The organism is Streptomyces sp. NPDC046335 (genome assembly GCF_055587985.1).
The window spans coordinates 554249-579493 of record NZ_JBVJFF010000001.1 but is presented as its reverse complement, the minus strand read 5'-3'; the positions used below and the strand labels follow the sequence as shown (position 1 = coordinate 579493).

General features: G+C 71.1%; 24 protein-coding genes. 5 read left to right on the top strand and 19 right to left on the bottom strand.

The genetic code is table 11. From position 1 onward, the window contains the following. Positions 1-36: 36 nt before the first annotated feature. The 3 genes from ACZ6JY_RS02550 to leuA all read right to left on the bottom strand — a co-directional run bounded on the left by ACZ6JY_RS02550 (position 37) and on the right by leuA (position 4946). Positions 37-2127 carry an MMPL family transporter gene (locus ACZ6JY_RS02550; protein ID WP_469191447.1) on the bottom strand — a complete coding sequence of 697 codons (2091 nt, stop codon included), beginning with the start codon at positions 2125-2127 and terminating at the stop codon, positions 37-39. Positions 2128-2285: 158 nt separating this feature from the next. Then, positions 2286-2969 (bottom strand): TerB family tellurite resistance protein, encoded by a 684-nt coding sequence (locus tag ACZ6JY_RS02545; protein ID WP_469191445.1) that lies wholly within the window; start codon positions 2967-2969, stop codon positions 2286-2288. 255 nt (positions 2970-3224) lie between these two features. After that, positions 3225-4946: a 2-isopropylmalate synthase gene (leuA, locus tag ACZ6JY_RS02540; protein WP_469191443.1), complete on the bottom strand. Its 1722-nt coding sequence runs from the start codon at positions 4944-4946 to the stop codon at positions 3225-3227. A 358-nt stretch (positions 4947-5304) separates the two neighbouring features. Between leuA and ACZ6JY_RS02535 the strand changes: the two genes are divergently transcribed. The 4 genes from ACZ6JY_RS02535 (at position 5305) to ACZ6JY_RS02520 (ending at position 9378) form a co-directional block, all read left to right on the top strand. Continuing rightward, the gene (locus ACZ6JY_RS02535) at positions 5305-6384 is read left to right on the top strand and encodes a M4 family metallopeptidase (protein ID WP_469191442.1); all 1080 of its coding nucleotides are present in this window, start codon (positions 5305-5307) and stop codon (positions 6382-6384) included. 43 nt (positions 6385-6427) lie between these two features. Further along, positions 6428-6694, top strand: coding sequence for a protealysin inhibitor emfourin (locus ACZ6JY_RS02530; protein ID WP_469191440.1), 267 nt, complete (start codon positions 6428-6430; stop codon positions 6692-6694). Between the two features lie 96 nt (positions 6695-6790). Then, on the top strand, positions 6791-8143 hold the full coding sequence (locus ACZ6JY_RS02525) for a GH1 family beta-glucosidase (protein WP_469191438.1): 1353 nt from the start codon (positions 6791-6793) through the stop codon (positions 8141-8143). Beyond that, positions 8140-9378 (top strand): MFS transporter, encoded by a 1239-nt coding sequence (locus ACZ6JY_RS02520; protein ID WP_469191436.1) that lies wholly within the window; start codon positions 8140-8142, stop codon positions 9376-9378. Before ACZ6JY_RS02525 ends, ACZ6JY_RS02520 begins: the two co-directional genes overlap by 4 nt. 190 nt (positions 9379-9568) lie before the next feature. Here the strand turns inward: ACZ6JY_RS02520 and era are convergent, their stop codons facing one another. From era to ACZ6JY_RS02495, 5 genes are all read right to left on the bottom strand, one after another. Continuing rightward, on the bottom strand, positions 9569-10531 hold the full coding sequence (gene era, locus ACZ6JY_RS02515) for a GTPase Era (protein WP_469191434.1): 963 nt from the start codon (positions 10529-10531) through the stop codon (positions 9569-9571). Positions 10532-10725: 194 nt separating this feature from the next. After that, a complete protein-coding gene (locus ACZ6JY_RS02510) occupies positions 10726-11079 on the bottom strand; it encodes a cytidine deaminase (RefSeq protein WP_469191433.1) in 354 nt (117 codons plus the stop codon). An 81-nt stretch (positions 11080-11160) separates the two neighbouring features. Then, positions 11161-12015 carry a helix-turn-helix transcriptional regulator gene (locus ACZ6JY_RS02505; RefSeq protein WP_469191431.1) on the bottom strand — a complete coding sequence of 285 codons (855 nt, stop codon included), beginning with the start codon at positions 12013-12015 and terminating at the stop codon, positions 11161-11163. A 93-nt stretch (positions 12016-12108) separates the two neighbouring features. Further along, positions 12109-12333, bottom strand: a complete 225-nt coding sequence (locus ACZ6JY_RS02500) for a DUF397 domain-containing protein (protein ID WP_469191429.1) — start codon at positions 12331-12333, stop codon at positions 12109-12111. Positions 12334-12526: 193 nt separating this feature from the next. Next, complete coding sequence (locus tag ACZ6JY_RS02495) at positions 12527-13441, bottom strand: helix-turn-helix domain-containing protein (protein ID WP_469191427.1); 915 nt, start codon at positions 13439-13441, stop codon at positions 12527-12529. 442 nt (positions 13442-13883) lie between these two features. On the opposite strand from ACZ6JY_RS02495, the gene ACZ6JY_RS02490 reads away from it, so the two are divergent. Continuing rightward, the gene (locus ACZ6JY_RS02490; RefSeq protein ID WP_363248501.1) at positions 13884-14015 is read left to right on the top strand and encodes a hypothetical protein; all 132 of its coding nucleotides are present in this window, start codon (positions 13884-13886) and stop codon (positions 14013-14015) included. Between the two features lie 202 nt (positions 14016-14217). Here the strand turns inward: ACZ6JY_RS02490 and ACZ6JY_RS02485 are convergent, their stop codons facing one another. From ACZ6JY_RS02485 to ACZ6JY_RS02435, 11 genes are all read right to left on the bottom strand, one after another. Next, the gene (locus ACZ6JY_RS02485; RefSeq protein ID WP_469191425.1) at positions 14218-14574 is read right to left on the bottom strand and encodes an MmcQ/YjbR family DNA-binding protein; all 357 of its coding nucleotides are present in this window, start codon (positions 14572-14574) and stop codon (positions 14218-14220) included. Then, positions 14571-15875 (bottom strand): hemolysin family protein, encoded by a 1305-nt coding sequence (locus ACZ6JY_RS02480; protein ID WP_469191423.1) that lies wholly within the window; start codon positions 15873-15875, stop codon positions 14571-14573. Before ACZ6JY_RS02480 ends, ACZ6JY_RS02485 begins: the two co-directional genes overlap by 4 nt. A 4-nt stretch (positions 15876-15879) precedes the next feature. Further along, positions 15880-16377, bottom strand: a complete 498-nt coding sequence (gene ybeY / locus ACZ6JY_RS02475; protein WP_469191421.1) for an rRNA maturation RNase YbeY — start codon at positions 16375-16377, stop codon at positions 15880-15882. A 12-nt stretch (positions 16378-16389) separates the two neighbouring features. Next, the gene (locus ACZ6JY_RS02470) at positions 16390-17406 is read right to left on the bottom strand and encodes a PhoH family protein (protein WP_469191419.1); all 1017 of its coding nucleotides are present in this window, start codon (positions 17404-17406) and stop codon (positions 16390-16392) included. A gap of 181 nt (positions 17407-17587) precedes the next feature. Beyond that, positions 17588-18691: a carbohydrate kinase family protein gene (locus ACZ6JY_RS02465; protein WP_469191417.1), complete on the bottom strand. Its 1104-nt coding sequence runs from the start codon at positions 18689-18691 to the stop codon at positions 17588-17590. A gap of 67 nt (positions 18692-18758) precedes the next feature. After that, positions 18759-20063, bottom strand: a complete 1305-nt coding sequence (locus ACZ6JY_RS02460; protein ID WP_469191415.1) for a glucarate dehydratase family protein — start codon at positions 20061-20063, stop codon at positions 18759-18761. Between the two features lie 347 nt (positions 20064-20410). Beyond that, positions 20411-21400 carry a TerC family protein gene (locus ACZ6JY_RS02455; protein WP_469191413.1) on the bottom strand — a complete coding sequence of 330 codons (990 nt, stop codon included), beginning with the start codon at positions 21398-21400 and terminating at the stop codon, positions 20411-20413. A gap of 135 nt (positions 21401-21535) precedes the next feature. Beyond that, positions 21536-22723, bottom strand: a complete 1188-nt coding sequence (locus tag ACZ6JY_RS02450; protein ID WP_469191411.1) for a macrolide family glycosyltransferase — start codon at positions 22721-22723, stop codon at positions 21536-21538. A gap of 150 nt (positions 22724-22873) precedes the next feature. Beyond that, positions 22874-23875 carry an adenosine deaminase gene (locus ACZ6JY_RS02445; protein WP_469191409.1) on the bottom strand — a complete coding sequence of 334 codons (1002 nt, stop codon included), beginning with the start codon at positions 23873-23875 and terminating at the stop codon, positions 22874-22876. 50 nt (positions 23876-23925) lie between these two features. Then, the gene (locus tag ACZ6JY_RS02440) at positions 23926-24831 is read right to left on the bottom strand and encodes a ribonuclease Z (protein ID WP_469191407.1); all 906 of its coding nucleotides are present in this window, start codon (positions 24829-24831) and stop codon (positions 23926-23928) included. Positions 24832-24846: 15 nt separating this feature from the next. Beyond that, a complete protein-coding gene (locus ACZ6JY_RS02435) occupies positions 24847-25200 on the bottom strand; it encodes a histidine triad nucleotide-binding protein (protein WP_447037356.1) in 354 nt (117 codons plus the stop codon). Positions 25201-25245: the final 45 nt, after the last annotated feature.

Here is a 25245-nt window from a genome sequence, read left to right as displayed (position 1 = left end):
GGGAGAGGCGCCCCGGAAATGTACGACGAGCGGGCCCTAAGGGACGCGGGTGGGCTCGCGCTCCGGCTTCTCGGCGGGTGTGGGCGGTGCCTTCGAGAGCGGTCCCGGCCACCACACCTTCCTGCCGAGCGCCACGCTCGCGCTCGTGACCAGGTACGTACGTACCAGGAAGGTGTCGAGGAGCACGCCGACCGCGATGACGAAGCCCAGTTCGACGAGCTGGACGAGCGGCATGTTGGTGAGCACGGCGAACGTCGCCGCGAGCACGAGGCCCGCGGAGGCGACGACTCCGCCGGTGGTGCGCAGTGCGGTGAGCGCGGCCGGCCCCGGTTCGGCCCCGATCAGGCACTCTTCGCGCATGCGGTGCATCAGGAAGATCCCGTAGTCGACCCCGAGCGCGACGAGGAAGACGAAGGAGAGCAGGCCGAGTCCCGGATCGGTGCCTTCGAAGCCGAGGAGCGGCTCGAAGACGAGTCCCGCGATGCCGAGCGAGGCGCCCCAGACGGCGACCACCGCGGCGAGGAGCAGCAGCGGCGCGACCAGGCTGCGCAGCAGCACGACGAGGATGAGGAGCACGGCGAGGAGCACGAGCGGCACGACGATGTCGCGGTCGCGGTCGTTGGTCTCCTTCAGGTCGAGCTGCTGGGCGCTGGCACCTCCGACGTAGGCCCCGTCGAGGTGCTCGCGCAGAGCCTCGATGGTGGCGGTCTCCCCCGCCGACTCGGGTGCGGACGTCGCGGTCACGGAGATCTCGACCCAGTCGTTGCCGCTGCGCCCCCGCTCGGCGGCGTCGACGCCCTCGGTCTTCCGGATCTCGCCGAGGGCCTGTTCCGCGCGGTCGGCCGGGGCCATGACGGTGATCGGCCGGGTGCTCCGCTCGGGGTAGGCGGCGGCGAGGGTCTCCATGGCCGTCACCGACTCGGGGGTCTTGGTGAAGGAGTCCTCCTGCTTGAGGGCGCCCGGCAGGTTGAGCGTGCCGAGGGCGAGCGCCCCGAGGAGCACGGCGCCGCTCGCGAGGACGGTCAGCGGCCTGCGCCCCGCGGAGCCGCCCATCGCGGCGAAGACGCTGCGCCGCTGCTTGGGCGTGCTGCCGAAGGCGGGCACGAGCGGCCAGAACACACGCCGGCCGAGCAGCACGAGGACGGCGGGCAGCAGCGTCAGCATCGTCACGAGCGCGCAGAGCACGCCGACGGCGCCGAGCGGGCCCATGCCGCGGCTGCTGTTGAGGTCGGCGGCGAGCAGGCAGAGCAGGCCCGCGGCGACGGTCCCCGAGGAGGCGAGCACGGCGGGCCCGCAGCCGCGCAGGGCGGCGGCCATGGCGTCGTGGGGGCGCTCGATGCGGCGCAGCTCCTCGCGGTAGCGGGAGACGAGGAGCAGGGCGTAGTCGGTGCCCGCGCCGAAGACGAGGATGGTCATGACGCCGGAGCTCTGTCCGGTGACGGAGGTGTCGAAGCCCTGGTTGAGCCCGTAGGCGACGGCCATCGCGAGGTAGTCGGCGACGCCCGCGACGGCGAGCGGCACGAGCCAGAGGAACGGGCTGCGGTAGATGAGGATGAGCAGGATCGCGACGACGGCCGCGGTGGTGTAGAGCAGGGGCCCGCCGAGGGAGTCGTAGACCTTGCCCGCGTCGGTGCCCAGCGCGCTGGGCCCGCCGACGTCGACGCTCAGCCCGTTCCCGCCGCGGGCGGTGTCGCGTATGTCGTCGACGAGGGCGTCCCGCTTCTCCTCGTCCTGTCCCGGCTCGGTGCTGACGACCGGGTACATCAGGGTGGTGCCGTCCTTGGAGGGCACGCCCTCGGGTTCGGCCACGAGCCGGTGGTCCTCGGCGATGCGGTCGACCTGCTCGCCGGCGGTCGTGCGGTCGGCGGCGCTCAGCCCGCCGTCCCGGTGATACACGAGCACGAGCTCGGTGGCCTCGCCGCCGGGCAACTGGTCCTGCATCCGGGCGACTTCGGTGGATCCGGCGCTGGCCGGCAGATAGTCGACCGCCCGGTCCTTCTGGACGTCGGCGAGCTTCGCCGCGAAGGGCGAGGCGAGCGCGAGCAGGACGATCCACAGCCCCAGGAAGACCCAGGGCACGGCTCGCCTCCGCCGTGGCGGGGCATCGGTGGTCAGTGCGGCCCCCATGACGGGCCTCCTTCGGCAGGGGTGACGTGTCGGGGTCAACCCTGCCGGGGCGCGCGCCCCGATCCGTCCGGCGCGAGGCCGAGTCGGGGGGTACGCCGCGGGGAGGCGGGGGGCGGTGGTTACTCCCGGGGGAGTACGGGACGCCCCTCTCAGGAAGCTCAGGAAGGCGTGCGCGCCGCCACCAGGAGGCGCGTCACGTCCTCCGAGCAGATCGTCAGCGCGCAGCCCGCCGTGGTGAGGACGTCGCGTTCGGCCGGGGTGTAGGGGCCGTCCGCCAGGGCGATGCGGGCGCCCTGGAGGAGCAGGGCCTCGCGGCCCGCCGGGGCCAGATGGGGGGCGAGGGGGCCGAGGGCCTCATGGAGCTCTATGGCGAGACCGGGGCCGCAGTCGGGCTCGGTGGCGCGGCCCGTGTCGGCGGCCAGCGCCTCGACGAGGGCGACGAGCCGCTCCTCGGTGCAGTCGTCGTGGCCCGCGGCGTGCAGGGTGGCGACGGCCGAGTCGAGCGTGGGGCGCGATCCGGTGCCGCCGGTCGACAGGACGGCGAGGACCACGGTGTGCACGGCGTCGCGGAGCATCGCGGAGAGCCGGGTGGTGGTCGGGTGGTCGAGGACGTCGGGGTCGAAGAGGTCCTGGCAGGCGGCGCACCGGATGACGGGCCCCACGCTGCCGCGCGGCAGCACCGGCAGGCCGAGCAGGACGAAGCGGCGCCGTCCCGTGAGCCGCTGGTAGTTGCGGTCGCCGCCGCAGGCGGGACAGAAGAACTCGCCGTCGCCGATGGCGTCCCAGGCGGTGTTCATGCCGATCAGGCGCCTGCGCAGCGCCCTCCCACGCGATACGGGCATGGCGAGGACGCGTGCTTTCCTGCCGTTTCGTTCCCGATCCAGCACCACGCACCTCCGTAACTCCCCCATGACCTGATGGACATGAAGGTGCCCCGACCGACTCCATTGCCGCGTTGGCGTGATGTTAGCCACATTGTTGATGTGACGTCAGCACCTCGCACAGGAGAGCGAGGAGGACGTGGCCGGGAGACGACGCCGCCCCGCCCGCGGAACGGCGGGCGGGGCGGCGTACGGAGTGGCGAAATCAGGGCGTGGTCAGCGGGCCGCGCGGTTGACCGCGGAGACCACGGCCTTGAGCGAGGCACGCGTCGTGTTGGCGTCGATGCCGATGCCCCACAGCACCTTCTCGCCGATCGCGCACTCGATGTACGAGGCGGCCTGCGCGGACGCGCCCTCGCTCATCGTGTGCTCCTGGTAGTCCAGCAGCCGTACGTCGATGCCGATGCCCTGGAGCGCGTCGAAGAACGCGGAGATCGGTCCGTTGCCGGTGCCGGTCAGGACGGTGTCCGCGCCGTCCAGCGTGGCCTCGACGGTGAGGGTGTCGGCGCCGTCGGTGCCGGTCGTCGTCTGGCCGTTCTTGACCTGAATACGACCCCAGGGGTTCTCGGGGTTGGGCAGGTACTCGTCCTGGAAGACGCTCCAGATCGCGCCGGGCGTGACCTCGCCGCCCTCGGCGTCGGTCTTCGTCTGGATGATCCGGGAGAACTCGATCTGCATGCGGCGCGGCAGGTCCAGCTTGTGGTCGTTCTGCAGGACGTACGCGATGCCGCCCTTGCCGGACTGCGAGTTGACGCGGATGACCGCCTCGTAGGACCGGCCGACGTCCTTGGGGTCGATGGGCAGGTACGGCACGGCCCACTCGATGTCGTCGACCGTCTTGCCCGCTGCCGCCGCCCGGGACTCCATCGCGTCGAAGCCCTTCTTGATGGCGTCCTGGTGGGAGCCGGAGAAGGCGGTGTAGACGAGGTCGCCCGCGTAGGGGTGGCGGGGGTGGACCTCCATCTGGTTGCAGTACTCGTACACGCGGCGGACCTCGTCGATGTCCGAGAAGTCGATCTGCGGGTCGACGCCCTGGCTGAAGAGGTTCATGCCCAGGGTGACCAGGTCGACGTTGCCAGTGCGCTCGCCCTGGCCGAACAGGCAGCCCTCGACGCGGTCGCCGCCTGCCATCACGGCCAGCTCGGCGGCGGCGACGGCGGTGCCGCGGTCGTTGTGCGGGTGGATGGAGAGGCAGATGAACTCGCGCCGGGACAGGTTGCGGGACATCCACTCGAAGCGGTCCGCGTGGGTGGAGGCCGTGGAGCGCTCCACCGTGGCGGGCAGGTTCAGGATGATCTCGCGCTCGGCGTCGGGCTGCCAGACGTCCATGACGCCCTCGCAGACCTCCAGGGCGAAGTCCAGCTCGGTGTCGGTGAAGATCTCGGGGCTGTACTGGTAGCCGAAGGTCGTGCGGTCGTCGAGCAGCTTGTCGGCGTACTCCATGACCAGGCGCGTGCCGTCCACGGCGATCTGCTTCACGGCGTCGCGCGAGCCGCGGAAGACGACGTCGCGCCAGACGGGCGCGGTCGCGTTGTACAGGTGGACGGTGGCGCGCCGGGCGCCCTTCAGGGACTCCACCGTGCGCTCGATCAGCTCTTCGCGGGCCTGGGTCAGGACGGAGATCGTCACGTCCTCGGGGATCGCGTCCTCGTCCTCGATGATCGACCGCACGAAGTCGAAGTCAGTCTGGCCCGAGGAGGGGAAGCCGACCTCGATCTCCTTGTAGCCCATGCGTACCAGCAGGTCGAACATGGCGCGCTTGCGCGCGGGGGACATCGGGTCGATCAGCGCCTGGTTGCCGTCGCGCAGGTCGGTGGAGAGCCAGCGGGGGGCGACGGTGATCCGCTTGTCCGGCCACGTGCGGTCGGGGATGTCGACCTGCTCGTACTGCCCGTACTTGTGGATCGGCAGGGACGTGGGGCGCTGGAAGTTCGGCATGTGCGGGGCTCCTCGGAAGTGTCCTGAAGGACGGCCGACGGTCTTAGCGCAACGCCGAACTCCGCGGGGAGGGGGTCGGCCTTGTCTACAGGCCCTCGCCGCGGCAGCTAAGGAGAAGCAGCCCGAATCGCATGATGCACCGCAGCCTAGCCGAGCCGCACTCCGTGCGCGGACCCGTATCAGTATGCGGGACCCGGGGTCGATGCTCACCCAAAAGGTGTCATATCCCACTCTGTAGCCCCGTGACCCAAAAGACGCCGTACCGCACTCCGGGCCGTTTCCGGACCCGTATACCTCTATTTCATCAATCATGGTGGCAGCTAGTGACAGCGGCATGACCCAGTGCCACATTGCCGCCATGACCACCAACCCAACGGGTTTCGAGCCCGTCTTCTGCACGATCGTGCCGCCCCACGTCCTGGACACCCTCGCCCAGAGCCAGGACCCCGCGCTCGCCGCCCCCGCCCGCCGCTCCCTGGAGCGCGACGCCATCGAGCGCACCCGCCGCCGGCTGACCACCGTCATCGGCGCGCCCGCCGCGGCCCCGCCGCCCAAGGAAGCAGCCTCGGACAAGCCCCGCCGCACGGTCTACGACGCCAGGCACCGCACCGAGCTGCCGGGCCGCAAGGTCCGCGCCGAGGGCGACAAGCCCGGCAAGGACGCCACCGTCAACCGCGCGTACGCGGGGCTCGGCGCCACCTTCGAGCTGTTCCAGAAGTCGTACGCCCGCAACTCCATCGACGGCGGCGGGCTGCCGCTGAACGCGACCGTGCACTACTCCGAGGACTACAACAACGCCTTCTGGAACGGCGAGCAGATGGTGTTCGGCGACGGTGACGGCGAGATCTTCCTCGACTTCACCATCCCCGTGGACGTCATCGGCCACGAGCTGACCCACGGCGTCACGCAGTACACGGCGAACCTCACGTACTTCGGCCAGCCGGGCGCCCTGAACGAGTCGATGTCGGACGTCTTCGGCTCGATGATCAAGCAGTACACGCTCGGCCAGACGTCCGCCGACGCCGACTGGCTGATCGGGGCGGGCCTGCTCGCCCCGCGCGTCACCGGCAAGGCGCTGCGCTCCATGAAGGAGCCGGGCACCGCCTACGACGACGACGTGCTCGGCAAGGACCCGCAGCCCGCCGACATGGACAACTACGTGCGGACGGGCCGCGACAACGGCGGCGTGCACATCAACTCCGGCATCCCGAACCGCGCGTTCTTCCTCGTCGCCGACGCGCTCGGCGGGCACTCCTGGGAGCGGGCAGGGGAGATCTGGTACGCCGTCCTGACCGGCGGCGAGCTCGCGCAGGACGCGTCCTTTCAGGACTTCGCGAAGCTGACGGTCACCGCCGCCCGCCAGAAGTTCGGTGACGGGGACGAGCTCAAGGCCGTCGTCGACGCGTGGTCCACCGTGAAGGTGCCCACGAACGACTGACGGTCCGCTGGTCGCCGCTCGCCCGGTGGAGTAGACAGGACCCATGCGTATCCAGGTGAAGCGGACCGGAGGATTCGCGGGCATCGACCGGCATGCCGAGGTGGACACCTCGCTGCTGGCCGATGCCCCGGACTGGCACGCCCTGGCCGAAGAGGCCGTGGCCGAGGGCAGGAGCACACCGCCGATAGGGGTGCCCGACGGCTTCAGCTACACCCTCACGGTGGACGGGCGGACGGTGTACTGCTCGGACCCCCGGCTCACGGAGCCGCAGCGCAAGCTGATCTCCCGGGTGCTGAAGGAAGGCGCGTAGCGAGCCAAGAGAGACGCGTAGCGAACCTGAGAATTGTTCACCTTTTCCGTGCACGCCCATTGACGCGCGTACCGGGCGGTACGGAAGATCCCGCCCATGGCAGCGACTGCGGCGACACCCCGGTTCCCCCGCGACTTCCTGTGGGGCGTGTCCACATCGGCCCATCAGATCGAGGGTGCCGCCGACGAGCGGGGCCCGTCGGTGTGGGACGCCTTCACCGCCGTGCCGGGACACGTGAAGGACGGCACGACCGCCGCCGTCGCCTGTGACCACTACCACCGCTACCGCGAGGACGTGGCGCTCGTCGGCGGCCTCGGCGTGGACGCCTACCGGTTCTCGGTCTCCTGGCCGCGCGTGCTGCCCGACGGGGCGGGCGCGGTCAGCGCGGCGGGCCTCGACTTCTACGACCGCCTCGTCGACGAACTGTGCGCCCGGGGCGTGCGCCCCGTCCCCACGCTGTTCCACTGGGACACCCCCCTGGCCCTCCAGGAAGCGGGCGGCTGGCTGCGGCGCGCGACCGCCGAGCGCTTCGCCGAGTACGCGGCGGTGGTCTGCGCCCGCATCGGCGACCGCGTCCCGAAGTGGATCACCCTCAACGAACCGGCGGAACACACCCTGCTCGGCCACGCCCTGGGCCTGCACGCCCCCGGCAAGGCCCTGCTCTTCGACGCGCTGCCCGCCGCCCACCACCAGCTCCTCGCCCACGGCCTGGCGGTACGCGCGCTGCGCGCGGCGGGCGCCCGTGACATCGGCATCGCCAACTCGCACGGCCCCACCTGGCCCGCGTCGGCCGCCGAGGAGGACACGGCCGCCGCCGACTTCTACGACGTACTCCTCAACCGCCTCTTCGCCGACCCGCTGCTCATCGGCCGCTACCCCGAAGGCCTCGGCGAGCTGATGCCGGCGGCGGACCTCGCGGCGGACCTGAAGGTCATCGCGGAACCGCTCGACTGGTACGGGATCAACTTCTACCAGCCGACGAAGGTGGGCGCCCCACTCCCCGGGGGCACGGCCGCCGAGTTCTCCGGCGTCACGCTCCCGCCCGGACTCCCCTTCTCGCCGCGGCCGATCGAGGGGTACCCGGTCACGGACTTCGGCTGGCCCGTCGTCCCCGAGGCGCTCACCGAACTGCTCACCGGCTTCCGCGACCGCTACGGCGACCGGCTCCCGCCCCTGGTCGTCACCGAGAACGGCTGCTCGTACGAGGGCATCGACGACCAGGAGCGGATCGCCTACCTGGACAGCCATCTGCGGGCCCTGCACCGGGCCGTCGAAGCGGGCATCGACGTGCGCGGCTACTTCGTCTGGTCGCTGCTCGACAACTTCGAGTGGGCGGAGGGCCACCGGCAGCGCTTCGGCCTCGTCCACGTCGATCACTCCACCCAGGAGCGCACCCCGAAGGCGTCGTACCACTGGCTGCGCGAGGTCCTGCGGGCGCAGCGGGCATGACCGCCGGCGCGCTGGCGGAGCCGGCCGAACGGGTCGGGCGGAGCTGGACCATGGCCCTGTCCACGGCGAACGGCGCGATCTGGGTGGGCTGGTACGGGCCGCTCCAGATCCTGCTCGCCGTGCAGGCGCAGGACCTGGCCCCCGCGGGCACGTCGAAGGAGACCGTCCTCGCCTGGGTGACGGGCGTGGGGGCCGTCGTCTCGCTCGCCGCGAACCCGCTCTTCGGCGCGCTGTCGGACCGCACCACCTCCCGCCTCGGACGGCGCACGCCGTGGATCGTGGCGGGCACGGCGGGCGGCGCCGCCGCGCTCATGCTGCTCTCCGCCGCGGGCTCGGTGTGGTGGATGGCGGCCGGCTGGTGCCTGGTCCAGCTCACGCTGAACGCCGCCTTCGCCGCGGTCACCGCGGCCGTCCCCGACCGGGTGCCGCGTGCGCAGCGGGGCTCGGTCGGCGGCCGGCTCGGGGCGGCGCAACTGCTCGGCGTGGTCGTCGGGACGGGGCTCGCGACGGCCGTGGGCGGGACGGTCGCGGGGTACGCGGCGTGCGCGGCGTTCACCGTGGCGGGCGTGCTGCCGTACGTCGTGTTCCATCGCGACCTGCGGCTGCCGGTCGCGGACCGGCCGCCGTGGGAGCCGCGGGCCTTCCTTGCGGGGTTCTGGCTGAGCCCGCGCCGCCACCCGGATCTGGCCTGGGCGTGGCTGACCCGCTTCCTGATCAACGTCAGCAACTCCGTGGTGCTGCTCTATCTCCTGTACTTCCTGCGGGACGGGCTGCGCCGCGCAGACCCGGAGGGCGGCGTGCTGATCCTGACGGCCGTGAACGGCGTGACGATGCTCGCCACCGTCGTGGTGGGCGGCGTCTGGTCGGACCGGGTGGGGCGGCGCAAGCCCTTCGTGATCTGGTCGGGCACGCTGATGGCCGTGGCGACGGGGCTGCTCGCCCTGTGGCAGACGTGGCCGGGCGCGGTCGTGGCCGCGGCGCTGCTCGGCGTCGGCTTCGGCGTCTTCACCTCGGTGGACTTCGCTTTGATGACGGACGTGCTGCCGAAGGCCATGGACCGCGGCAAGGACCTCGGCCTCGTCAACATCGCCAACTCGCTGCCCCAGGTGGCGGCCCCGGCCATCGCCGCGCCGATCGTGACGTACCTCGGCGGCTACCGCGTGCTCTACCTGACGGCGGCGGTGATCGGCCTTGCGGGGGCGGCGCTCGTGACGCGGATCAGGGGCGTGGAATGAGCGCATGGGCGAAGGGGCGTGGGGCGTGGGGCGTGATGCCCGAAAGGGCGGCCGTCGTGCCCGAATGGGGAACTTCTGATGCCCGATCGGGAATGCGGGGGCGCCCGGAACGGTTGCCGCTGACATCCGGCCCGAGCCGGAGGGACGGCGGCGCAGCGGCGGGACGGGGGTCCACCGCTGCGCCTCGCCGTCAGAAGCCCAGCTTGCGGAGCTGGCGCGGGTCCCGCTGCCAGTCCTTGGCGACCTTGACGTGCAGGTCGAGGAAGACGGGCGTGCCGAGCAGCGCCTCGATCTGCTTGCGCGACCTGATGCCGACGTCCTTGAGCCGCTTGCCCTTGGGGCCGATGATGATGCCCTTCTGGCTGGGCCGCTCGATGTAGACGAACGCGTGGATGTCCAGCAGCGGCTTGTCCGCGGGCCGGTCCTCGCGCGGCAGCATCTCCTCGACGACGACGGCGATGGAGTGCGGCAGTTCGTCCCGTACGCCTTCGAGCGCGGCTTCGCGGATCAGCTCGGCCACCATGACCTGCTCGGGCTCGTCCGTGAGGTCGCCCTCGGGGTAGAGCGCCGGGCCCTCGGGCAGCAGCGGCACGATCAGGTCGGCGAGCAGCCCGACCTGCTGGTCGCCGACCGCCGACACCGGGACGATCTCCGCCCACTCGAAGCCGAGCTCCGTGCCGAGCTGGTCGATGGCGATGAGCTGCTCGGCGAGCGTCTTGCTGTCGACGAGGTCGGTCTTGGTGACGATCGCGATCTTCGGCGTCTTCTTGATGGAGGCGAGCTCCTTGGCGATGAACCGGTCGCCGGGGCCGAGCTTCTCGTTCGCGGGCAGACAGAAGCCGATGACGTCGACCTCGGCCCACGTCGTGCGCACGATGTCGTTGAGCCGCTCACCGAGCAGCGTGCGCGGCTTGTGCAGGCCGGGGGTGTCCACCAGGATCATCTGGGCGTCCGGCCGGTGCACGATGCCGCGTACGGTGTGCCGCGTAGTCTGCGGCTGGTTCGCGGTGATCGCCACCTTCTTGCCGACCAGAGCGTTCGTGAGGGTGGACTTGCCCGCGTTGGGGCGGCCGACGAAGCAGGCGAAGCCGGCGCGGTGGACGGCCTCGGACGGCTCGGCTGATGACGGGGTACGGACGCTCATGGCGCCCATTGTCCCTGATCCCGGGACCCCCGCCGCACAGTACTGGCCGTGGGCCTCGCTTCGACCCCCTCATCGCCGGCTGCGCCAGGCTCGCCCTCAAACGCCGGACGGGCTTGATCTGCCTCACCCGGGGCTTCATATCGCCGACCGCACCGAGCTCGCCCTCAAGCGCCCGACCGGCTTCATTTGCCTCCGCCCGGGCTCTATTCGGCTGTCAGCGTCTCCCGGACCTCGCCGTCGGGGCCCGCCAGGAAGACCGGCGTGCCCGCGCCGCCTAGGTCCCGCACCGCGGCGACGTCCTCGTCGGCGAGCTTCTCCGCACCGGAGACCACGGCCGCTGCCTCCAGCGACTCGGCTCCGGAGGCCACCGCCATGGCGACCGCGGTCCGCAGCGCCGAGAGCTGGAGCGATGCGAGGCCCACGGTCCCCGCCACGTACGTACGCCCCGTCTCGTCCCGTACGGCCGCGCCCTCGGGCACTGCGTTGCGGGCCCTGGCCGAGCGGGCGAGGGTGACGATCTTGCGGTCCTCGGGACCGAGGTCGGTGCTCTGCGTCATGGCACGAGCATAAGGAGCGGGGCGGCCGCCGGGTGACTCACCCCGTGGCGGGCGCGGGGGCCGTGACGGGTGTCACATCGGTCACAAGGCCAGCCAGGCCAGCTTCGCCGCCGTGTCCACCTCGGGGTGCGGGACCGGTGTGTGCAGCACGATCACGAGATCGGGCCTTGCGGGCACCCTGAGCTGCGTCGACTCCAGGAACAGCGGGCCGGCCACCGGGTGCTCGATCTCCTTGGTCACCTGCCCGCCCGGCAGGATGTCCTGCCGCTCCCAGAGCGCGGCGAAGTCCGGGCTCGCCGCCTTCGCCTCGGCGACCACCGAAGCGAAGCCGTCGTCCCCGGGGCGCTCCGAGCACGCCGCCCGGTACATCGCCACCAACTGCGGGGCGTTCCGCTCCCAGCTCCTTGCGCGGGTGCGGTAGAGGGGGTCGGCGAAGAAGTTGAGCAGGCAGTTCTCGGAGGTCTCCGAGCGCATGCCGAGCACGGCCGCCGCCGCGTCGTTGTACATGACGCAGTTCCAGTAGGCGTCCATGATGTGCGCCGGGTGGGGCTGCCAGGTGTCGATGAGCCGGCGCAGGCCCTCGCGCATGTCCCGGTCGTCCCGCGCGACCTCGGGCCGCGGCGGATTGAGCCCGGCGAGCACGTACAGATGGCGTCGCTCGGCGCCGCTCAGCTTCAGGACGCGCGCCACGGAGTCCAGGACCTGCGGCGACACCGAGATGTCGCGGCCCTGCTCCAGCCACTGGTACCAGGACGCCCCCACGCCGGCGAGCACGGCGACCTCCTCGCGGCGAAGCCCGGGCGTGCGCCTGCGGCCGCCACCGCCCGGGAGTCCGGCCTCCGCGGGGCTGACCCGCGCACGGCGGCTCATCAGGAACTCCCGCAGCTCCCCGAGGCGCCGCGCCTTGGAGACGTCCGTGACCGATGCCGCGACCATATGGAGCTCCCCCAAGCCTTGACCGGTGTCCCGGCCACCAGCATAGGTACCGGCCCCGGGCGCGCCGCCGCGCCCATCGGCGGTCCGCCTCACTCAGAGGCGGACCGCCGACTCGTCCCGTGGGCGGGCGGCTGAGGACGACCGGACCACGAGCCCGAGAAAGGCCGTCCAGGCTTGCGGCGAGAAGGCGAGCACGCCGCCTCGGCGCCGCGCGGAGTCACGCACCAGAACCGTCTCCCCGGTCCAGGCGGTCTCCACGCACTGCCCTTCCCCGCCATCGCTCACGCTGCTCTTGCGCCACGTCCACGAGCTGCCCACGCTTCTCCTCCACCCCGGGTGCGGAAGGCCAGCCGTCACTGCCCACGGCGAACGGACGGAGACTGGGGTTCCAGCTCACTCGACTCCCCCGCGCGACTGGTGCAGGCACACGCAGCACCTCTTCCAGAATAACCGGACGTCATTCGAATATGAACGACCGGTTTCTCGCCAAGGTCCCGCGTCCTGGGGCGTGTTACTCCTGTGCGACGGCGTCCACGGGGATGCCTTGAAGCAGTGTCTCCAGATCGTCCCGCCCATCCGCAACACGCTCGGCGAGCGCCCTCAGGAGCGCTCCGACATCTTCCTTGAGTGCGAGGTCCTCCAGCTCCCAGAAGCGCTCCAGATAGCGGCCCGTCTCGTCCGCGGCGTTGGTGGTGTACGAGTCGCCGCGCGGGTTCTCCAGGTGGAGCGAGTCCGGCATCTCGTCCGCCTCGAACTCGAAGAGGCTGAAGGGCCCCTGGATTCCGGCGTGGGCTCCGATGCTGAACGGCAGGATCTGGATGGTGACACCGGGTTTGGCCGACAGCTCGGCCAGCCGCTCCAGTTGGGCGCGCATCACGCCCCGTCCGCCCACGTGGCGGCGCACGACCGCCTCATCGAGGATGTAGAAGAGCTCGCGCCCGCCCGAGGTCAGCAACTCCTGGCGCGCCAGGCGCACTTCGACGCCTCGCTCCAAGCGCTCCTCGGGGATGCTCTTGTTGTAGGCGGTCATGATCGCCCGTGCGTACTCCTCGGTCTGCAGCGGGCCCGGCATCACCAGAGCGCCGTAGTGCCGGATGATGGAGGCCGAGGACTCCAGGGAGAGGAACTCCAGGAACTCCTTGCCGTACAGATCGCGGTACTCGCTGTAGGGCATGCGCCGACTGCCGCGCGCGAGGTCGAGGAGCTCGTCGATCTTGCGGCGGTCCCTGATCCCGTACGCGTCGAGGAGCGGACGCAGGTCGTTGACGGAGATCCCGACTTCGCCGGCCTCGATCCGGATCAGCTTGGAGGGGCTCCACTCCATCATGGCCGCGACCTGGCGCTGCGTGAGCCGGGCGCCTGTCCGCGCCTTGCGGAGCTCGGTACGCAGCCGCAGGCGCTGAAGGGCCGCATTCGGCACGCTCATGATGGCTCCACCCCCAACCGGACCGTGCGAGGTGCTACGTAGCAGACTAGCAGCTTACTCATCGAGACCTTCCGAGGCGACGGTTCACGTCACTGACAGGAGAACCCATCCCGCTCGTCACGGCAACAGGGGGCCCGGCAGTTGCCGGACAGCTATATCGCATTTGGCCACCTGCTCATCGGACGCTCCTAAGTTGACACGTACTTCGGCAAGCTGTCGTACCGCACTCTACCCAGCCGCGCACCTCCAGGCTACGCTGGCCTGAAGCAGCGTCACGCCCAACTGAAAGCTCCAGCAAGGAGGTTGCAACGCAGCGACGACACGGCGCCCGACTCACTCCTTCGAGTGGCCCGGACCGCCGGTTCCCTCTTCCTGGCGCCACCCGTTCGTGGATCGCCGCGGTATCCACGGCTCTCGTGGGACCAGGAAGGAGAACAGCCCGATGGCCGAGAAGCCGGATGGGCGTCGCACCCTCCGCACGTGGACCGACCGGGCCGCTCTGGCGGCTCCGTGGGTCAGCCTTCTCGTGGTGATCCAAAAGATCATCGACGAGTGGGTGCTGCCTCACGTGTGAACGGAACTGGCCCCGACCTAGGGGCCGGGGCCAGGTGCGGCGAATGCCATCGCACAGACGTTTCCACTCCGTGTTACTTCGACGGCAGCCCGGAGTGGGAGCGTTTCGGATCCGCCCTCCCCACCATTCTGCCGCCCCGCCACCCCGATGGCGAGGGCCTGTGGGGACACATCGGGGAGTTCGTCCCGGCGCGTGTGCGCGTTCAGGCGCGGTCGAGGCGGAGCCTCTGCGCCCGTGGCAGGCCGGCGACCACCAGGTCGTAGGAGTCCTCGATCAGTTCCTTGAGCTGCCGCTCCGGGAGCGCGGCGTCGGCCGTGACCGTGTTCCAGTGGCGCTTGTTCATGTGGTAGCCCGGCACGATCTCCGGGTGCGCGGCCCGCAGTTGGACGGCGAGGTCCGGGTCGCACTTGAGGTTGACGGTGAGCGGGCGGCTGTCGAGAGTCGTGAGGGCGAAGATCTTCCCCGCCACCTTGAAGACCGAGGTCTCCGGCGTGAAGGGGAAGTCCTCCACCACGTCGTTGAAGGAGAGACAGAACGCGCGCAGCTCCTCGGGGGTCATCCCGGCTCGCCCTCCTTCACCACGTCCCCGGCCGCGACCGGCTCCACGAGCACCGTCACGATCTTGTTCCGGCGGCCCGCCGCGGACTCGGCGGTGAGCGTCAGCTCGCGGCCGTCCGGCAGCGGCACGACCGCCGACGCCCCCGCGATCGGGACGCGGCCGAGCCGCTTGGCGAGGAGGCCGCCGACCGTCTCGACGTCCTCGTCGTCGAACTCGTCGAAGCCGAAGAGCTCCCCGAGGTCGCCGATGTCGAGGCGGGCGGTCACGCGGTAGCAGCCGTCGGCCAGCTCCTCGACGGGCGGCAGCTCGCGGTCGTACTCGTCGGTGATCTCGCCGACGATCTCCTCGAGGATGTCCTCGATGGTCACGATGCCCGCCGTGCCGCCGTACTCGTCGATGACGACGGCCACGTGGTTGCGCTCCTGCTGCATCTCGCGGAGCAGGTCGCCCGCGTTCTTCGTGTCGGGCACGAAGGTCGCGGGGCGCATCGCCGTCGAGACCAGCTCGGACTCGCTGTCGCGGTTGATGTGCGTCTTGCGCGCCAGGTCCTTGAGGTAGACGACGCCCACCACGTCGTCCTCGCTCTCCCCCGTCACCGGGATGCGCGAGAAGCCGGAGCGCAGCGCGAGGGTGAGGGCCTGGCGGATCGTCTTGAACCGCTCGATGGAGACCAGGTCGGTGCGGGGCACCATGACCTCGCGCACCAGCGTGTCGCCGAGCTCGAAGACGGAGTGCACCATGCGGCGCTCGTCGTCCTCGATCAGGGACTCCTTCTCGGCGAGGTCGACCATCGCGCGCAGCTCGGCCTCGGAGGCGAACGGGCCGCGCCGGAAGCCCTTGCCGGGCGTGAGCGCGTTGCCGATGAGGATCAGCAGGGGCGGGATCGGGCCCATGACGCGGGCCAGCGGGAGCAGGACGTACGCCGCGGCGGTCGCGGTGTTCAGCGGGTGCTGGCGGCCGATGGTGCGCGGCGAGACGCCCACGGCGACATAGCTGACGAGGACCATGACGCCGATGGCGATGGCCAGCGCCTCCCAGGTCCGCTCGAACTCCTTCAGGCAGGCGTACGTCACCAGGGCCGCCGAGGCCATCTCGCACGCCACCCGCACGAGCAGCGCCACGTTCAGATAGCGGGTGGGGTCGGCGGCGACCTGCGCGAGCTTGGCGCTGCCACGCCGCCCGGAGCGGACGGCCTCGTCGGCGCGGAAGCTGGAGACGCGGGCCATGCCCGCCTCCGCGCAGGCCGCGAGCCAGGCGACGACGACCAGGGCGACCGCGCCCGCGATCAGCTGGATGTCCACGGCGCTACGAGACGGTGGGCGCCGGGGACGGGCCGGTCAGGCCCTTCTCCGCGCGCCAGCCGTCGACGATCGCCGCCTGGAGGCCGAACATCTCGGTCTTCTCGTCGGGCTCCTCGTGGTCGTACCCGAGCAGGTGCAGCACTCCGTGGACGGTCAGGAGCTGGAGCTCCTCGTCCATGGAGTGCTGCGTCGGGGCGTCCTGGCCCTGCTTGGCCGCCACCTCGGGGCAGAGCACGATGTCGCCGAGGAGGCCCTGCGGGGGCTCGTCGTCGTCCTTCATGGGCGGCCTGAGCTCGTCCATGGGGAAGGACATGACGTCCGTGGGCCCGGGCAGGTCCATCCACTGGATGTGGAGCTGCTCCATGGCCCCCTCGTCCACCACGATCACCGAGAGCTCGGAGAGCGGGTGGATGCGCATCCGAGCGAGGGCGTAGCGGGCGATGTCGAGGATCGCCTGCTCGTCGACCTCGGTTCCGGATTCGTTGTTGACGTCGATCGACATGGTGGTGCTGGTCTACTTCCCGTCGCGGCTGTCGTGCTGCTCGTACGCGTCGACGATACGGCCGACCAGCTTGTGCCGTACGACGTCGTGGGAGGTGAGCCTGGAGAAGTGGATGTCCTCCACGCCGTCGAGGATGCGCTGGACCTCGCGCAGACCGCTCTTCGTGCCGCCGGGCAGGTCGACCTGGGTGACGTCACCGGTGATGACGATCTTCGAGTCGAAGCCGAGGCGGGTGAGGAACATCTTCATCTGCTCGGCGCTGGTGTTCTGCGCCTCGTCGAGGATGATGAACGCGTCGTTGAGCGTGCGGCCCCGCATGTAGGCCAGCGGGGCGACCTCGATCGTGCCCGCCGCCATGAGCCGCGGGATCGAGTCCGGGTCGAGCATGTCGTGCAGGGCGTCGTACAACGGGCGCAGGTACGGGTCGATCTTTTCGTACAGCGTGCCGGGCAGGAAGCCGAGCCGCTCGCCCGCCTCGACCGCGGGCCGGGTCAGGATGATGCGGTTGACCTGCTTGGACTGGAGGGCCTGCACGGCCTTGGCCATGGCCAGGTACGTCTTGCCCGTACCGGCGGGGCCGATGCCGAACACGATGGTGTGCTTGTCGATCGCGTCGACGTACCGCTTCTGGTTCAGGGTCTTGGGGCGGATGGTGCGGCCGCGGGACGAGAGGATGTTCTGCGTGAGGACCTCGGCGGGGGTCTCCTCCGCGCCGTCGCCGTTCTCGTCCGCCCTCAGCATGGCGATCGAGCGTTCCACTGCGTCCTCCGTCATCGGCTGACCGGTGCGGAGCACCAGCATCATCTGGTCGAACAAGCGCTGGATGAGGACGACTTCGCGGGCATCGCCCGCGGCGCTCACGTCGTTGCCCCGGACGTGGATGTCGGCTGCCGGGAAGGCCTTCTCGATCACGCGCAGCAGCGCGTCGCCGGAGCCGAGGACGGTCACCATGGGGTGGTTCGCCGGCACGGTGAAGTGCGCCTTGGCCTGGCCCTGCGCGGCAGTGGGAGTCGTGGGTGTCTGAGTCATGGGCCGGCTCTAAAGGCCTGCTCAACCCTCCTTCGCGCCGGGTCCGGCGCCGCTCTCGCGGACCGGGACGTCCGCCGTCGTGGTTCCCTGGACAACTGTTCTTGCACTGCCAAGAGTACGTCGGCCCACTGACAGAGCCGTAGGCCTTTTCGCCCCGGACAACCGGAGCCCCTCCGCCCGCTCAGGTGGAGCGGAAGCCGATCGTCGGCACGGCCCTGCGCAGCGGCCAGGGTCTGCCCGCCGCCGGGAGCAGGGTCTCCAGGAAGCTGTAGCGCCGCAGGGCCTTCGGGTCCTGCTCGTCGAACTCCGTGACCCGCCGCCACCAGCCGCCCACCTCGGCCCAGCCGGGCGCGGAGAGGGAGCCGCCGAACTCCTGCACGGAGAGGGCCGCGGTGAGCCCGGCGAAGGCGAGGCGGTCCGCCAGCGGCCAGTCGGCCAGGGTGCCGGTGACGAAACCGGCCACGAAGACGTCGCCGGCGCCGGTCGGGTCCATGGCCTCCACCTCGATGGCGGGCACCTCCGCGGTCTCGCCGGTCCGCCGGTCCACCGCGTACGCCCCTTCGGCACCGAGGGTCACCACGGCGAGCGGAACATACTCGGTGAGCGCCTGGGCCGCCGCTCTGGGGCAGGAGGTGCGGGTGTACCGCATGGCCTCCTCCGCGTTCGGCAGGAACGCCTCGCAGTGCCGCAGGTCGGGGAGGGCGGCGAGGTCCCACTGTCCTGTGTCGTCCCAGCCGACGTCGGCGAAGATCCGGGTGCCGCTGCCTGCGGCCTGGGCGATCCAGGGGGCGCTGGTGCCGGGCGTGAGCGAGGCGACGGCGGCGCGGGCGCGCGGCGGGCAGCAGGGGGCGCCGCCGTCCGGCGCGCCGGCGTCCGGGGGCGGCTCGTGGCCGTGGCTGACCATGGTCCGCTCGCCCTCGTACGCCATGGAGACGGTCACCGGGGTGTGCCAGCCGGGCACGGTCCTCGACGAGGCGAGGTCGATGCCCTCGCCGCCTTCGAGGGCGTCCCAGCAGTACTCCCCGTAGTGGTCGTCGCCGAAGGCCGCGGCCAGCGACGTGTGCAGGCCGAGCCGGGACAGCGCGGTCGCCATGTTGGCGACGCCGCCGGGGCTCGACCCCATGCCGCGGGCCCAGGACTCCGTGCCGCGCACGGGCGCGGAGTCGAGGCCGGTGAAGATGATGTCCAGGAATACGGTGCCGGTGAGGTAGACGTCGCAGGCCGGATCACCGGCTCTGCGGGCCGACTTCAGCGGGTCGACGGTGGGCTGCACGGGTACGACCATGCAGGCAACGTAACCGACGATCGTCGCCGGGACCCCGGGTTACGGACCCTCCGGCGTGGAGGAGGCCCTACCAGCGCGGCACCGCCGGCGTCACCCAGCCGGGGTCGGTCACCCGCATCGCCGCCGCGTCGTCGCGCTCCCGCATCGCGCTGAAGCCGTCGTCCAGCCAGCGCGCGTGCAGGACCGCGAGCCTCTCCCGGTCGAGCTCGACGCCGAGGCCGGGGGTGTCGGTGACGGCGACCCCGCCGTCCACGAACCGCAGCCGCTCGGTCAGCACGTCCTCGGACTGCCAGGGGTAGTGCGAGTCGCAGGCGTGATCGAGGCCGGGCACGGTCGCCGCCACGTGCGTCATCGCGGCGAGGCTGATGCCCAGGTGCGTGTTGGAGTGCATGGACACGGCCACCCCGAAGGTCCGGCAGAGGGCGGCCAGTTCGCGCGTACGCCGCAGACCGCCCCAGTAGTGGTGGTCGGAGAGCACCACCTGCACGGCGCCCGCACCGAACGCCTCGGGTATCTCCTCGAAGGTCGTCACGCACATGTTCGTGGCGAGCGGCACCGAGGTGCCCGCGGCGACCTCGGCCATGGCGGGGGTGCCGAGCGCGGGGTCCTCCAGGTATTCGAGCAGGCCGTCCAGCTCGCCGGCGACCTTGAGCGAGGTCTCGACCGACCAGGCCCCGTTGGGGTCGAGCCTGAGCGGCGCCCCCGGGAACGCCTCCGCGAGGGCGCGGACCGCGGCGATCTCCTCCTCCGGCGGGAAGACGCCGCCCTTGAGCTTGAAGGACGAGAATCCGTGCCGCTCGGTGAAGAGCCTGGCCTGGGCGACGATCCCGGCCGGATCGAGCGCGGCGCCCCACCCGTCGTCGGGCTCGTGGGCGCTGCCCGCCGGGTGCTCGGCCCGCTTGTAGAAGAGATACGCGCTGTACTCCACGGCGTCCCGCACCTTGCCGCCGAGCAGCGCGTGCACGGGCAGGCCGAGCGCCTTGCCGAGCGCGTCGAGGCACGCCACCTCGAACCCGGAGACCACGGAGAGCCGCAGCTTGTCGGCGGTCTGCACGCCGCGCAGCCCGCCCACGTCGACGGCGGCGTCCACGCGCGCGGCGTCCACGGCCACGTCGTCCGCGAGTGTGAACAGCCCGTTCAGATCGGCAACGCCCCGCCCGACCAGCCGCCGGGCGAACGGCCGCGCGAGTTCCAGGTACTTGCCGTCCCCGTACGTCTCCCCGATCCCGGTCACTCCGCCCTCCGTGACCACTTCGATGATCAGGCGCGGGGTGTAGGGCTGATGGACGCCCTGGGTATTGAGAAGGGGCGGATCGGCGACGAGCACCGGAGTGAGCCGAACCTCGCTGATGACCAAGCTCTGTCCACGCATGAGAACGGAGACTAGGTATGCGAACGCCATGGGGTCAATGGCTCAGGAGTGATCCGGCTCTCTCCTGGAGCGCCGCTCCCCTTGCGCGCACTCCGAGCAGTCCGGGTTGTGACAGGGGCCCGGCTTCCACTGGGGCACGAAGACCCCCATCGTCTTGTGCCTGCTGACCTCTTCGCTCACGGGGTTGTGGCAGGCGGGGCAGACGTGCCCGGCCTGCGGCGCGTTCGAATGCTTACCTCTACCCATATGTCGAGAATAGGGCATTTTGCAATAATATGGGAGTCATTTTACGCGGCCGAGAACGGCCGAGAACGGCCGAAACGGCCGGGGACAGCGGTGGGAGCAGGTCAGCCGTCCTTCGGCGGGTCGTCGGAATCCCGCGCCTCTCGCGCGACGGGCTCGACCGGGACCGGGCGCCGGATGCTCAGCACGACCGACACGGCCAGGATCATGACGATGATCGCCAGGCTGAGGAGTGAGGGGACCTCCGGGATGCTGCTGCTGAACAGCTTGTGGGAGGCCTGAAGGATCAGCTTCACGCCGATGAGGGAGAGGATCAGCGCGAGGCCCTTGCTGAGGTAGTGGAACCGGTCGAGCAGCCCGGCGAGCAGGAAGTACAGCGCCCGCAGGCCGAGGATGGCGAACGCGTTGCTGGTGTAGACGATGAAGGCGTCGTCGCTGACCGCGAGCACGGCGGGCACACTGTCCACCGCGAAGACCAGGTCGGCCGCCTCGATCGCGGCGACGACGGCGAGCAGCGGGGTGGCGACCCGCTTGCCGGCCTCTTTCACGAAGAACTTCATCCCGGCGTACTCGTCCCGGACGGGTACGACCTTGCGCAGCAGCCGCACGGCGATGCTCTTGCCCGGGTCGAAGCTCTCCTCCTCGCCCTTGAGGATCTTGTAGGTGCTGTAGAAGAGGATGGCCGCGAAGACGAAGAGCACCGCGGTGAACCGGCTGACCACCGCCACTCCTGCGGCCAGGAAGAGGCCACGGAACACCAGGGCGCCCATGACGCCGAAGAACAGCACACGGTGCTGGTAGGCGCGCGGCACCTTGAAGTAGGCGAAGATCAGCGCGAAGACGAACAGGTTGTCGACCGACAGGCTCTTCTCCAGCAGCCACGCGGTGGTGTACTCCACTCCCGGCGTCGTGCCCAGGACCAGGAAGACGACCGCGCCGAAGACGAGGGCGAGGCCGACCCACACCGCGCTCCAGGCGGCTGCCTCCTTGAACCCGATGACATGCGCCTCCCGGTGCGCAAGCAGGTCCACGGCCAGCGACACGACGACGGTGACGGCGAACGCCGTCCACAGCCACAACGGCACATCGAGCACGGGAGCACCTCACACGGGCGTGGGCGAAAGCCTGCCTCTGTAGACAAATTCTGACCCAGAGGTTCCGGCTTGTCGCCCGCACCCGCGTGAGGGGGCCGACGGCGCGAAGCGGTGCTGGAGCTCCGCGAAGCGGTACTACAGCTCGGCCTCGATCAGGTCCGCCGCACGCGCGGTGCCGCCCTCACCGCGGACCTCGGCCCTGAGCCGCCCGCAGCGCTCCGCGACACCGGGGTCGGAGGTCAGGTCCAGGAGCGCGCCCCGCAGCGCGGAGACCGTCGCGGCCTCCGTGTCGAGCCGCCGGGCGACCCCCAGCTCGACCAGCCGGTCCGCGTTCATCGGCTGCTCGGCCCCCTGAGGGACCGCGATCATGGGAACCCCGCAGTACAGCCCCTCGGCACTGCTCCCCATCCCCGCATGCGTGACGAACGCGTCGGCCTGCTCGAGGATGGCCATCTGCGGCACCCAGGAGCGGACCTCGACGGAGTCCGGCACGGGCCCCAGCTCGGCCGGGTCGACGTGCTTGCCGATCTGGAGCACGACATGCCACCCGTCGAGGTGCCCGAACGCCTCCACGCACCGCCGGTAGAAGTCGGGCTGCTTGGTGTAGGCCGAGCCGAGCGAGACCAGAAGCACCTTCGAGGCGCCCGGGGGCCGCTCCCACGCCCCCTGGTCCGCCCGGTCCCCGAGGCAGGGCCCGACGAAGTCGACCCGGGCCGCGTCGACCGTGGAGGCGTGTGGCTGCATGGCCCGCGGAATCGTGGCGATGGCCCGGGGCGGGACGCCGGAGAACTCGCCCACGTCGAGCGTGGTCGCCCCGCACCCGCCGAGCCACTCCTTGAAGCGGGCCTCAAGGGCGTCGGCGCCCGGCAGCCGCGCGAGGTGGGCGCCGACGTCCTCCTGGTAGCTGCCCCAGGCGACGAAGGTGGGCGACAGCTGCACGGCGGGACGCCCCTGCGCCTCGGCGAGCGCACGGCCGACGTACGCCCCGATGTCGTACAGGTACACGTCCGCGGGATCGTCGTCGTACGCCGCGTGGAGGCGCGGGAGCACCGCCATCGCGTCGTCGAGGAAGAGCGAACTGGCCTCGATGGGGTCGTCGGGCCAGATGTTGTCGCGGTGCGGGAGCGTCGAGTCGTACGGGACGAGTTCGGCGCCGGTGGGCTCGATGAGCTCGGCGGCGGCCGGGTCGTTGGCGTACGTCACGCGGTGGCCGCGCGCGGCCAGCACCCGGATGATCTCCAGACTCGGCAGCACATGGCTGACCATCGGGACGCCGATCATGGCGATATGGGCACGGCGACGGGGGTTTCGGTGGGATGACATGAGGTTCCTTCACCTGCGGGAGAACTACGGACGGGGACACGGCGGCCCACCGCCGCGGCCCCTCGGGGGCGGGCGGGGGCCATCAGGCCGTGTCAGCCGTAGATCTGCAGGAAGGAATCCATGCCACGACCGTAACGCGGCTCCCGGGCCTCAGTCGAACGAATAAGCCTCGACCTCGGCGAGGTACCGCGCCCGAAGCGCCTCGTCCGCCGCGTCGCGGTCCAGGAAGGCCGCCTCGAAGGAGTTGCGCGCCAGGGTGCGCAGCCGCTCCCGGTCGAGGCCGAGCGCCTCGCGTACGGCGTCGAAGTTGTCGCCCGCGTACCCGCCGAAGTAGGCCGGGTCGTCGGAGTTGACCGTGCACATGAGCCCGGCGTCCAGCATCCGCGGCAGCGGGTGGTCCGCCAGCACGTCGATGGTGCGCAGCCGGACGTTGGAGAGCGGGCAGAGGGTGAGCGGCACGCGCTCGGCGACCAGCCGCTCGACGAGGGCCGGGTCCTCCACGCAGCGCAGCCCGTGGTCGACGCGCTCGACCCGCAGCACGTCCAGGGCCTCGGTGATGTAGGCGGGCGGGCCTTCCTCGCCCGCGTGGGCGACGAGGCGGAGCCCGAGTGCGGCGGCGGCCTCGTACACCTCCTTGAACTTGGCCGGCGGGTGGCCGACCTCGGCGGAGTCGAGGCCGACGCCGATGATCCGGTGGAGGTGGGGCTTCGCGGCCTGGAGGGTCTCCATCGCGGACTCGGCGGACTCATCGCGCAGGAAGCACATGATGAGCCGCGTGGAGACGCCGTGCCGCTCCTCGCTGCGGTCGAGTGCGCGGGAGAGGCCCTCGATGACGGTGCCGATGGGGACGCCGCGCGCGATGTGGGCCTGCGGGTCGAAGAAGATCTCCGCGTGCCGCACGCCCTGCGCGGCGGCGCGGGCGAGGTAGGCGTCCGCGAGCTCCTCGAAGTCGGCCTCGGTGCGCAGCACGGCCATCAGGCCGTAGTACAGGTCCAGGAAGCTCTGGAGGTCGTCGAAGAGGTAGGCCTCGCGCAGCTCCTCGGTGTCGGCGTAGGGCAGGTCGACGCCGTTGCGCGCGGCGAGGGCGAAGGCCAGTTCGGGTTCGAGGGTGCCCTCGATGTGGAGGTGGAGTTCGGCCTTGGGGATCGGCATGGTGGGGTCTCGCTCAGTTCTGTGGTGGTGCCCGAAGGCCGTGCTGGTGTTCAGGTCCGCTTGGGCACGGGGACGCGTGTCAGGTCGCGGGCGATGGTCAGTTCGCCCGTGAACCCGGCGGCGCGGGCCTGCCGCTCGTAGACGGCCGGGTCGGGGTAGCGCTGGCTGAAGTGGGTCAGGACGAGGTGGCGGACGCCCGCCTCCACCGCCACCCGGGCGGCCTGCCCCGCGGTGAGGTGCCCGTGGTCGGTGGCGAGCTGTTCGTCCTCGTCCAGGAAGGTGGACTCGATGACGAGCATGTCGCAGCCCTGCGCGAGGGCGTGCACGCCCTCGCAGAGCCGGGTGTCCATCACGAAGGCGAACCGCTGTCCGCGCCGCACCTCGCTGACCTCGTCGAGCGTGACCCCGCCGAGGCCGCCCTCCCGCTGGATGCGCCCGACGTCGGGCCCCGTGATGCCGCGCTCGGCGAGCAGCCGGGGCAGCATGCGCCGCCCGTCGGGTTCGGTGAGGCGGTAGCCGTAGGACTCGACGGGGTGGGAGAGCCTCATCGCGTCGAGGGTGTACGAGGGCCCCTCGGCCAGGGGCCCGTCGGCGGCGACGGGCTCCTGGCGCAGCGCCACGGTCTCGCGGTACGCGGTGGAGTACCGCAGCCGGTCGAAGAAGTGCTGGCCGGAGGCCGGGTAGTGGGCGGTGACGGGGTGCGGGACGCGGTCGAGGTTGATGCGCTGGATCACCCCGGCGAGGCCCAGGCTGTGGTCGCCGTGGAAGTGCGTCACGCAGATGCGGTGCAGGTCGTGCGCGGCGACCCCGGCGCGCAGCATCTGCCGCTGCGTGCCCTCGCCGGGGTCGAAGAGGATGCCCTGGCCGTCCCAGAGCAGGACGTAGCCGTTGTGGTTGCGGTGCCGGGTGGGAACTTGGCTGGCCGTGCCGAGCACGACCAGTTCACGTACGGACAAGGGGTGTTGGCCCCGCTATCCGGGAGGCCACTGGAGGCCGCGGCCGCCCAGGACGTGCGCGTGCGCGTGGAACACGGTCTGCCCGGCTCCGGAGCCGGTGTTGAAGATGATGCGGTAGCTCTCCGCCTTCTCGTCGGCGGCCACTTCGCCCGCCTCGCGCAGCACGTCGGCGGCGATCCCCGGCTCGGCGGCGGCCAGCGCGGCGGCGTCCGCGTGGTGCACCTTGGGGATGACCAGGACGTGCGTGGGCGCCTGGGGGTTTATGTCGCGGAAGGCGAGTGTCGTCTCCGTCTCGCGTACGACGGTCGCCGGCACGTCGCCCGCGACGATCTTGCAGAACAGGCAGTCGCTCTGTGGTTCGCCCGCCATGGCCCGGCCTCCTGGCTCGTGATGATCGATTACGTACGGAATGCT

Coding starts and splice junctions, on each gene's coding strand:
- ACZ6JY_RS02465 (WP_469191417.1), bottom strand. CDS start 18,691: ATGGTCGTACCCGTGCAGCCCACCGTCGACCCGCTGAAGTCGGCCCGC.
- ACZ6JY_RS02520 (WP_469191436.1), top strand. CDS start 8,140: ATGACCGCCGGCGCGCTGGCGGAGCCGGCCGAACGGGTCGGGCGGAGC.
- ACZ6JY_RS02470 (WP_469191419.1), bottom strand. CDS start 17,406: ATGACTCAGACACCCACGACTCCCACTGCCGCGCAGGGCCAGGCCAAG.
- ACZ6JY_RS02530 (WP_469191440.1), top strand. CDS start 6,428: ATGCGTATCCAGGTGAAGCGGACCGGAGGATTCGCGGGCATCGACCGG.
- ACZ6JY_RS02495 (WP_469191427.1), bottom strand. CDS start 13,441: ATGAGCGTGCCGAATGCGGCCCTTCAGCGCCTGCGGCTGCGTACCGAG.
- ACZ6JY_RS02550 (WP_469191447.1), bottom strand. CDS start 2,127: ATGGGGGCCGCACTGACCACCGATGCCCCGCCACGGCGGAGGCGAGCC.
- ACZ6JY_RS02525 (WP_469191438.1), top strand. CDS start 6,791: ATGGCAGCGACTGCGGCGACACCCCGGTTCCCCCGCGACTTCCTGTGG.
- ACZ6JY_RS02505 (WP_469191431.1), bottom strand. CDS start 12,015: ATGGTCGCGGCATCGGTCACGGACGTCTCCAAGGCGCGGCGCCTCGGG.
- ybeY (WP_469191421.1), bottom strand. CDS start 16,377: ATGTCGATCGACGTCAACAACGAATCCGGAACCGAGGTCGACGAGCAG.
- ACZ6JY_RS02545 (WP_469191445.1), bottom strand. CDS start 2,969: ATGCCCGTATCGCGTGGGAGGGCGCTGCGCAGGCGCCTGATCGGCATG.
- ACZ6JY_RS02445 (WP_469191409.1), bottom strand. CDS start 23,875: ATGCCGATCCCCAAGGCCGAACTCCACCTCCACATCGAGGGCACCCTC.
- ACZ6JY_RS02460 (WP_469191415.1), bottom strand. CDS start 20,063: ATGCGTGGACAGAGCTTGGTCATCAGCGAGGTTCGGCTCACTCCGGTG.
- ACZ6JY_RS02485 (WP_469191425.1), bottom strand. CDS start 14,574: ATGACCCCCGAGGAGCTGCGCGCGTTCTGTCTCTCCTTCAACGACGTG.
- ACZ6JY_RS02535 (WP_469191442.1), top strand. CDS start 5,305: ATGACCACCAACCCAACGGGTTTCGAGCCCGTCTTCTGCACGATCGTG.
- era (WP_469191434.1), bottom strand. CDS start 10,531: ATGGGCGCCATGAGCGTCCGTACCCCGTCATCAGCCGAGCCGTCCGAG.
- ACZ6JY_RS02490 (WP_363248501.1), top strand. CDS start 13,884: ATGGCCGAGAAGCCGGATGGGCGTCGCACCCTCCGCACGTGGACCGAC.
- ACZ6JY_RS02450 (WP_469191411.1), bottom strand. CDS start 22,723: ATGTCATCCCACCGAAACCCCCGTCGCCGTGCCCATATCGCCATGATC.
- leuA (WP_469191443.1), bottom strand. CDS start 4,946: ATGCCGAACTTCCAGCGCCCCACGTCCCTGCCGATCCACAAGTACGGG.
- ACZ6JY_RS02435 (WP_447037356.1), bottom strand. CDS start 25,200: ATGGCGGGCGAACCACAGAGCGACTGCCTGTTCTGCAAGATCGTCGCG.
- ACZ6JY_RS02510 (WP_469191433.1), bottom strand. CDS start 11,079: ATGACGCAGAGCACCGACCTCGGTCCCGAGGACCGCAAGATCGTCACC.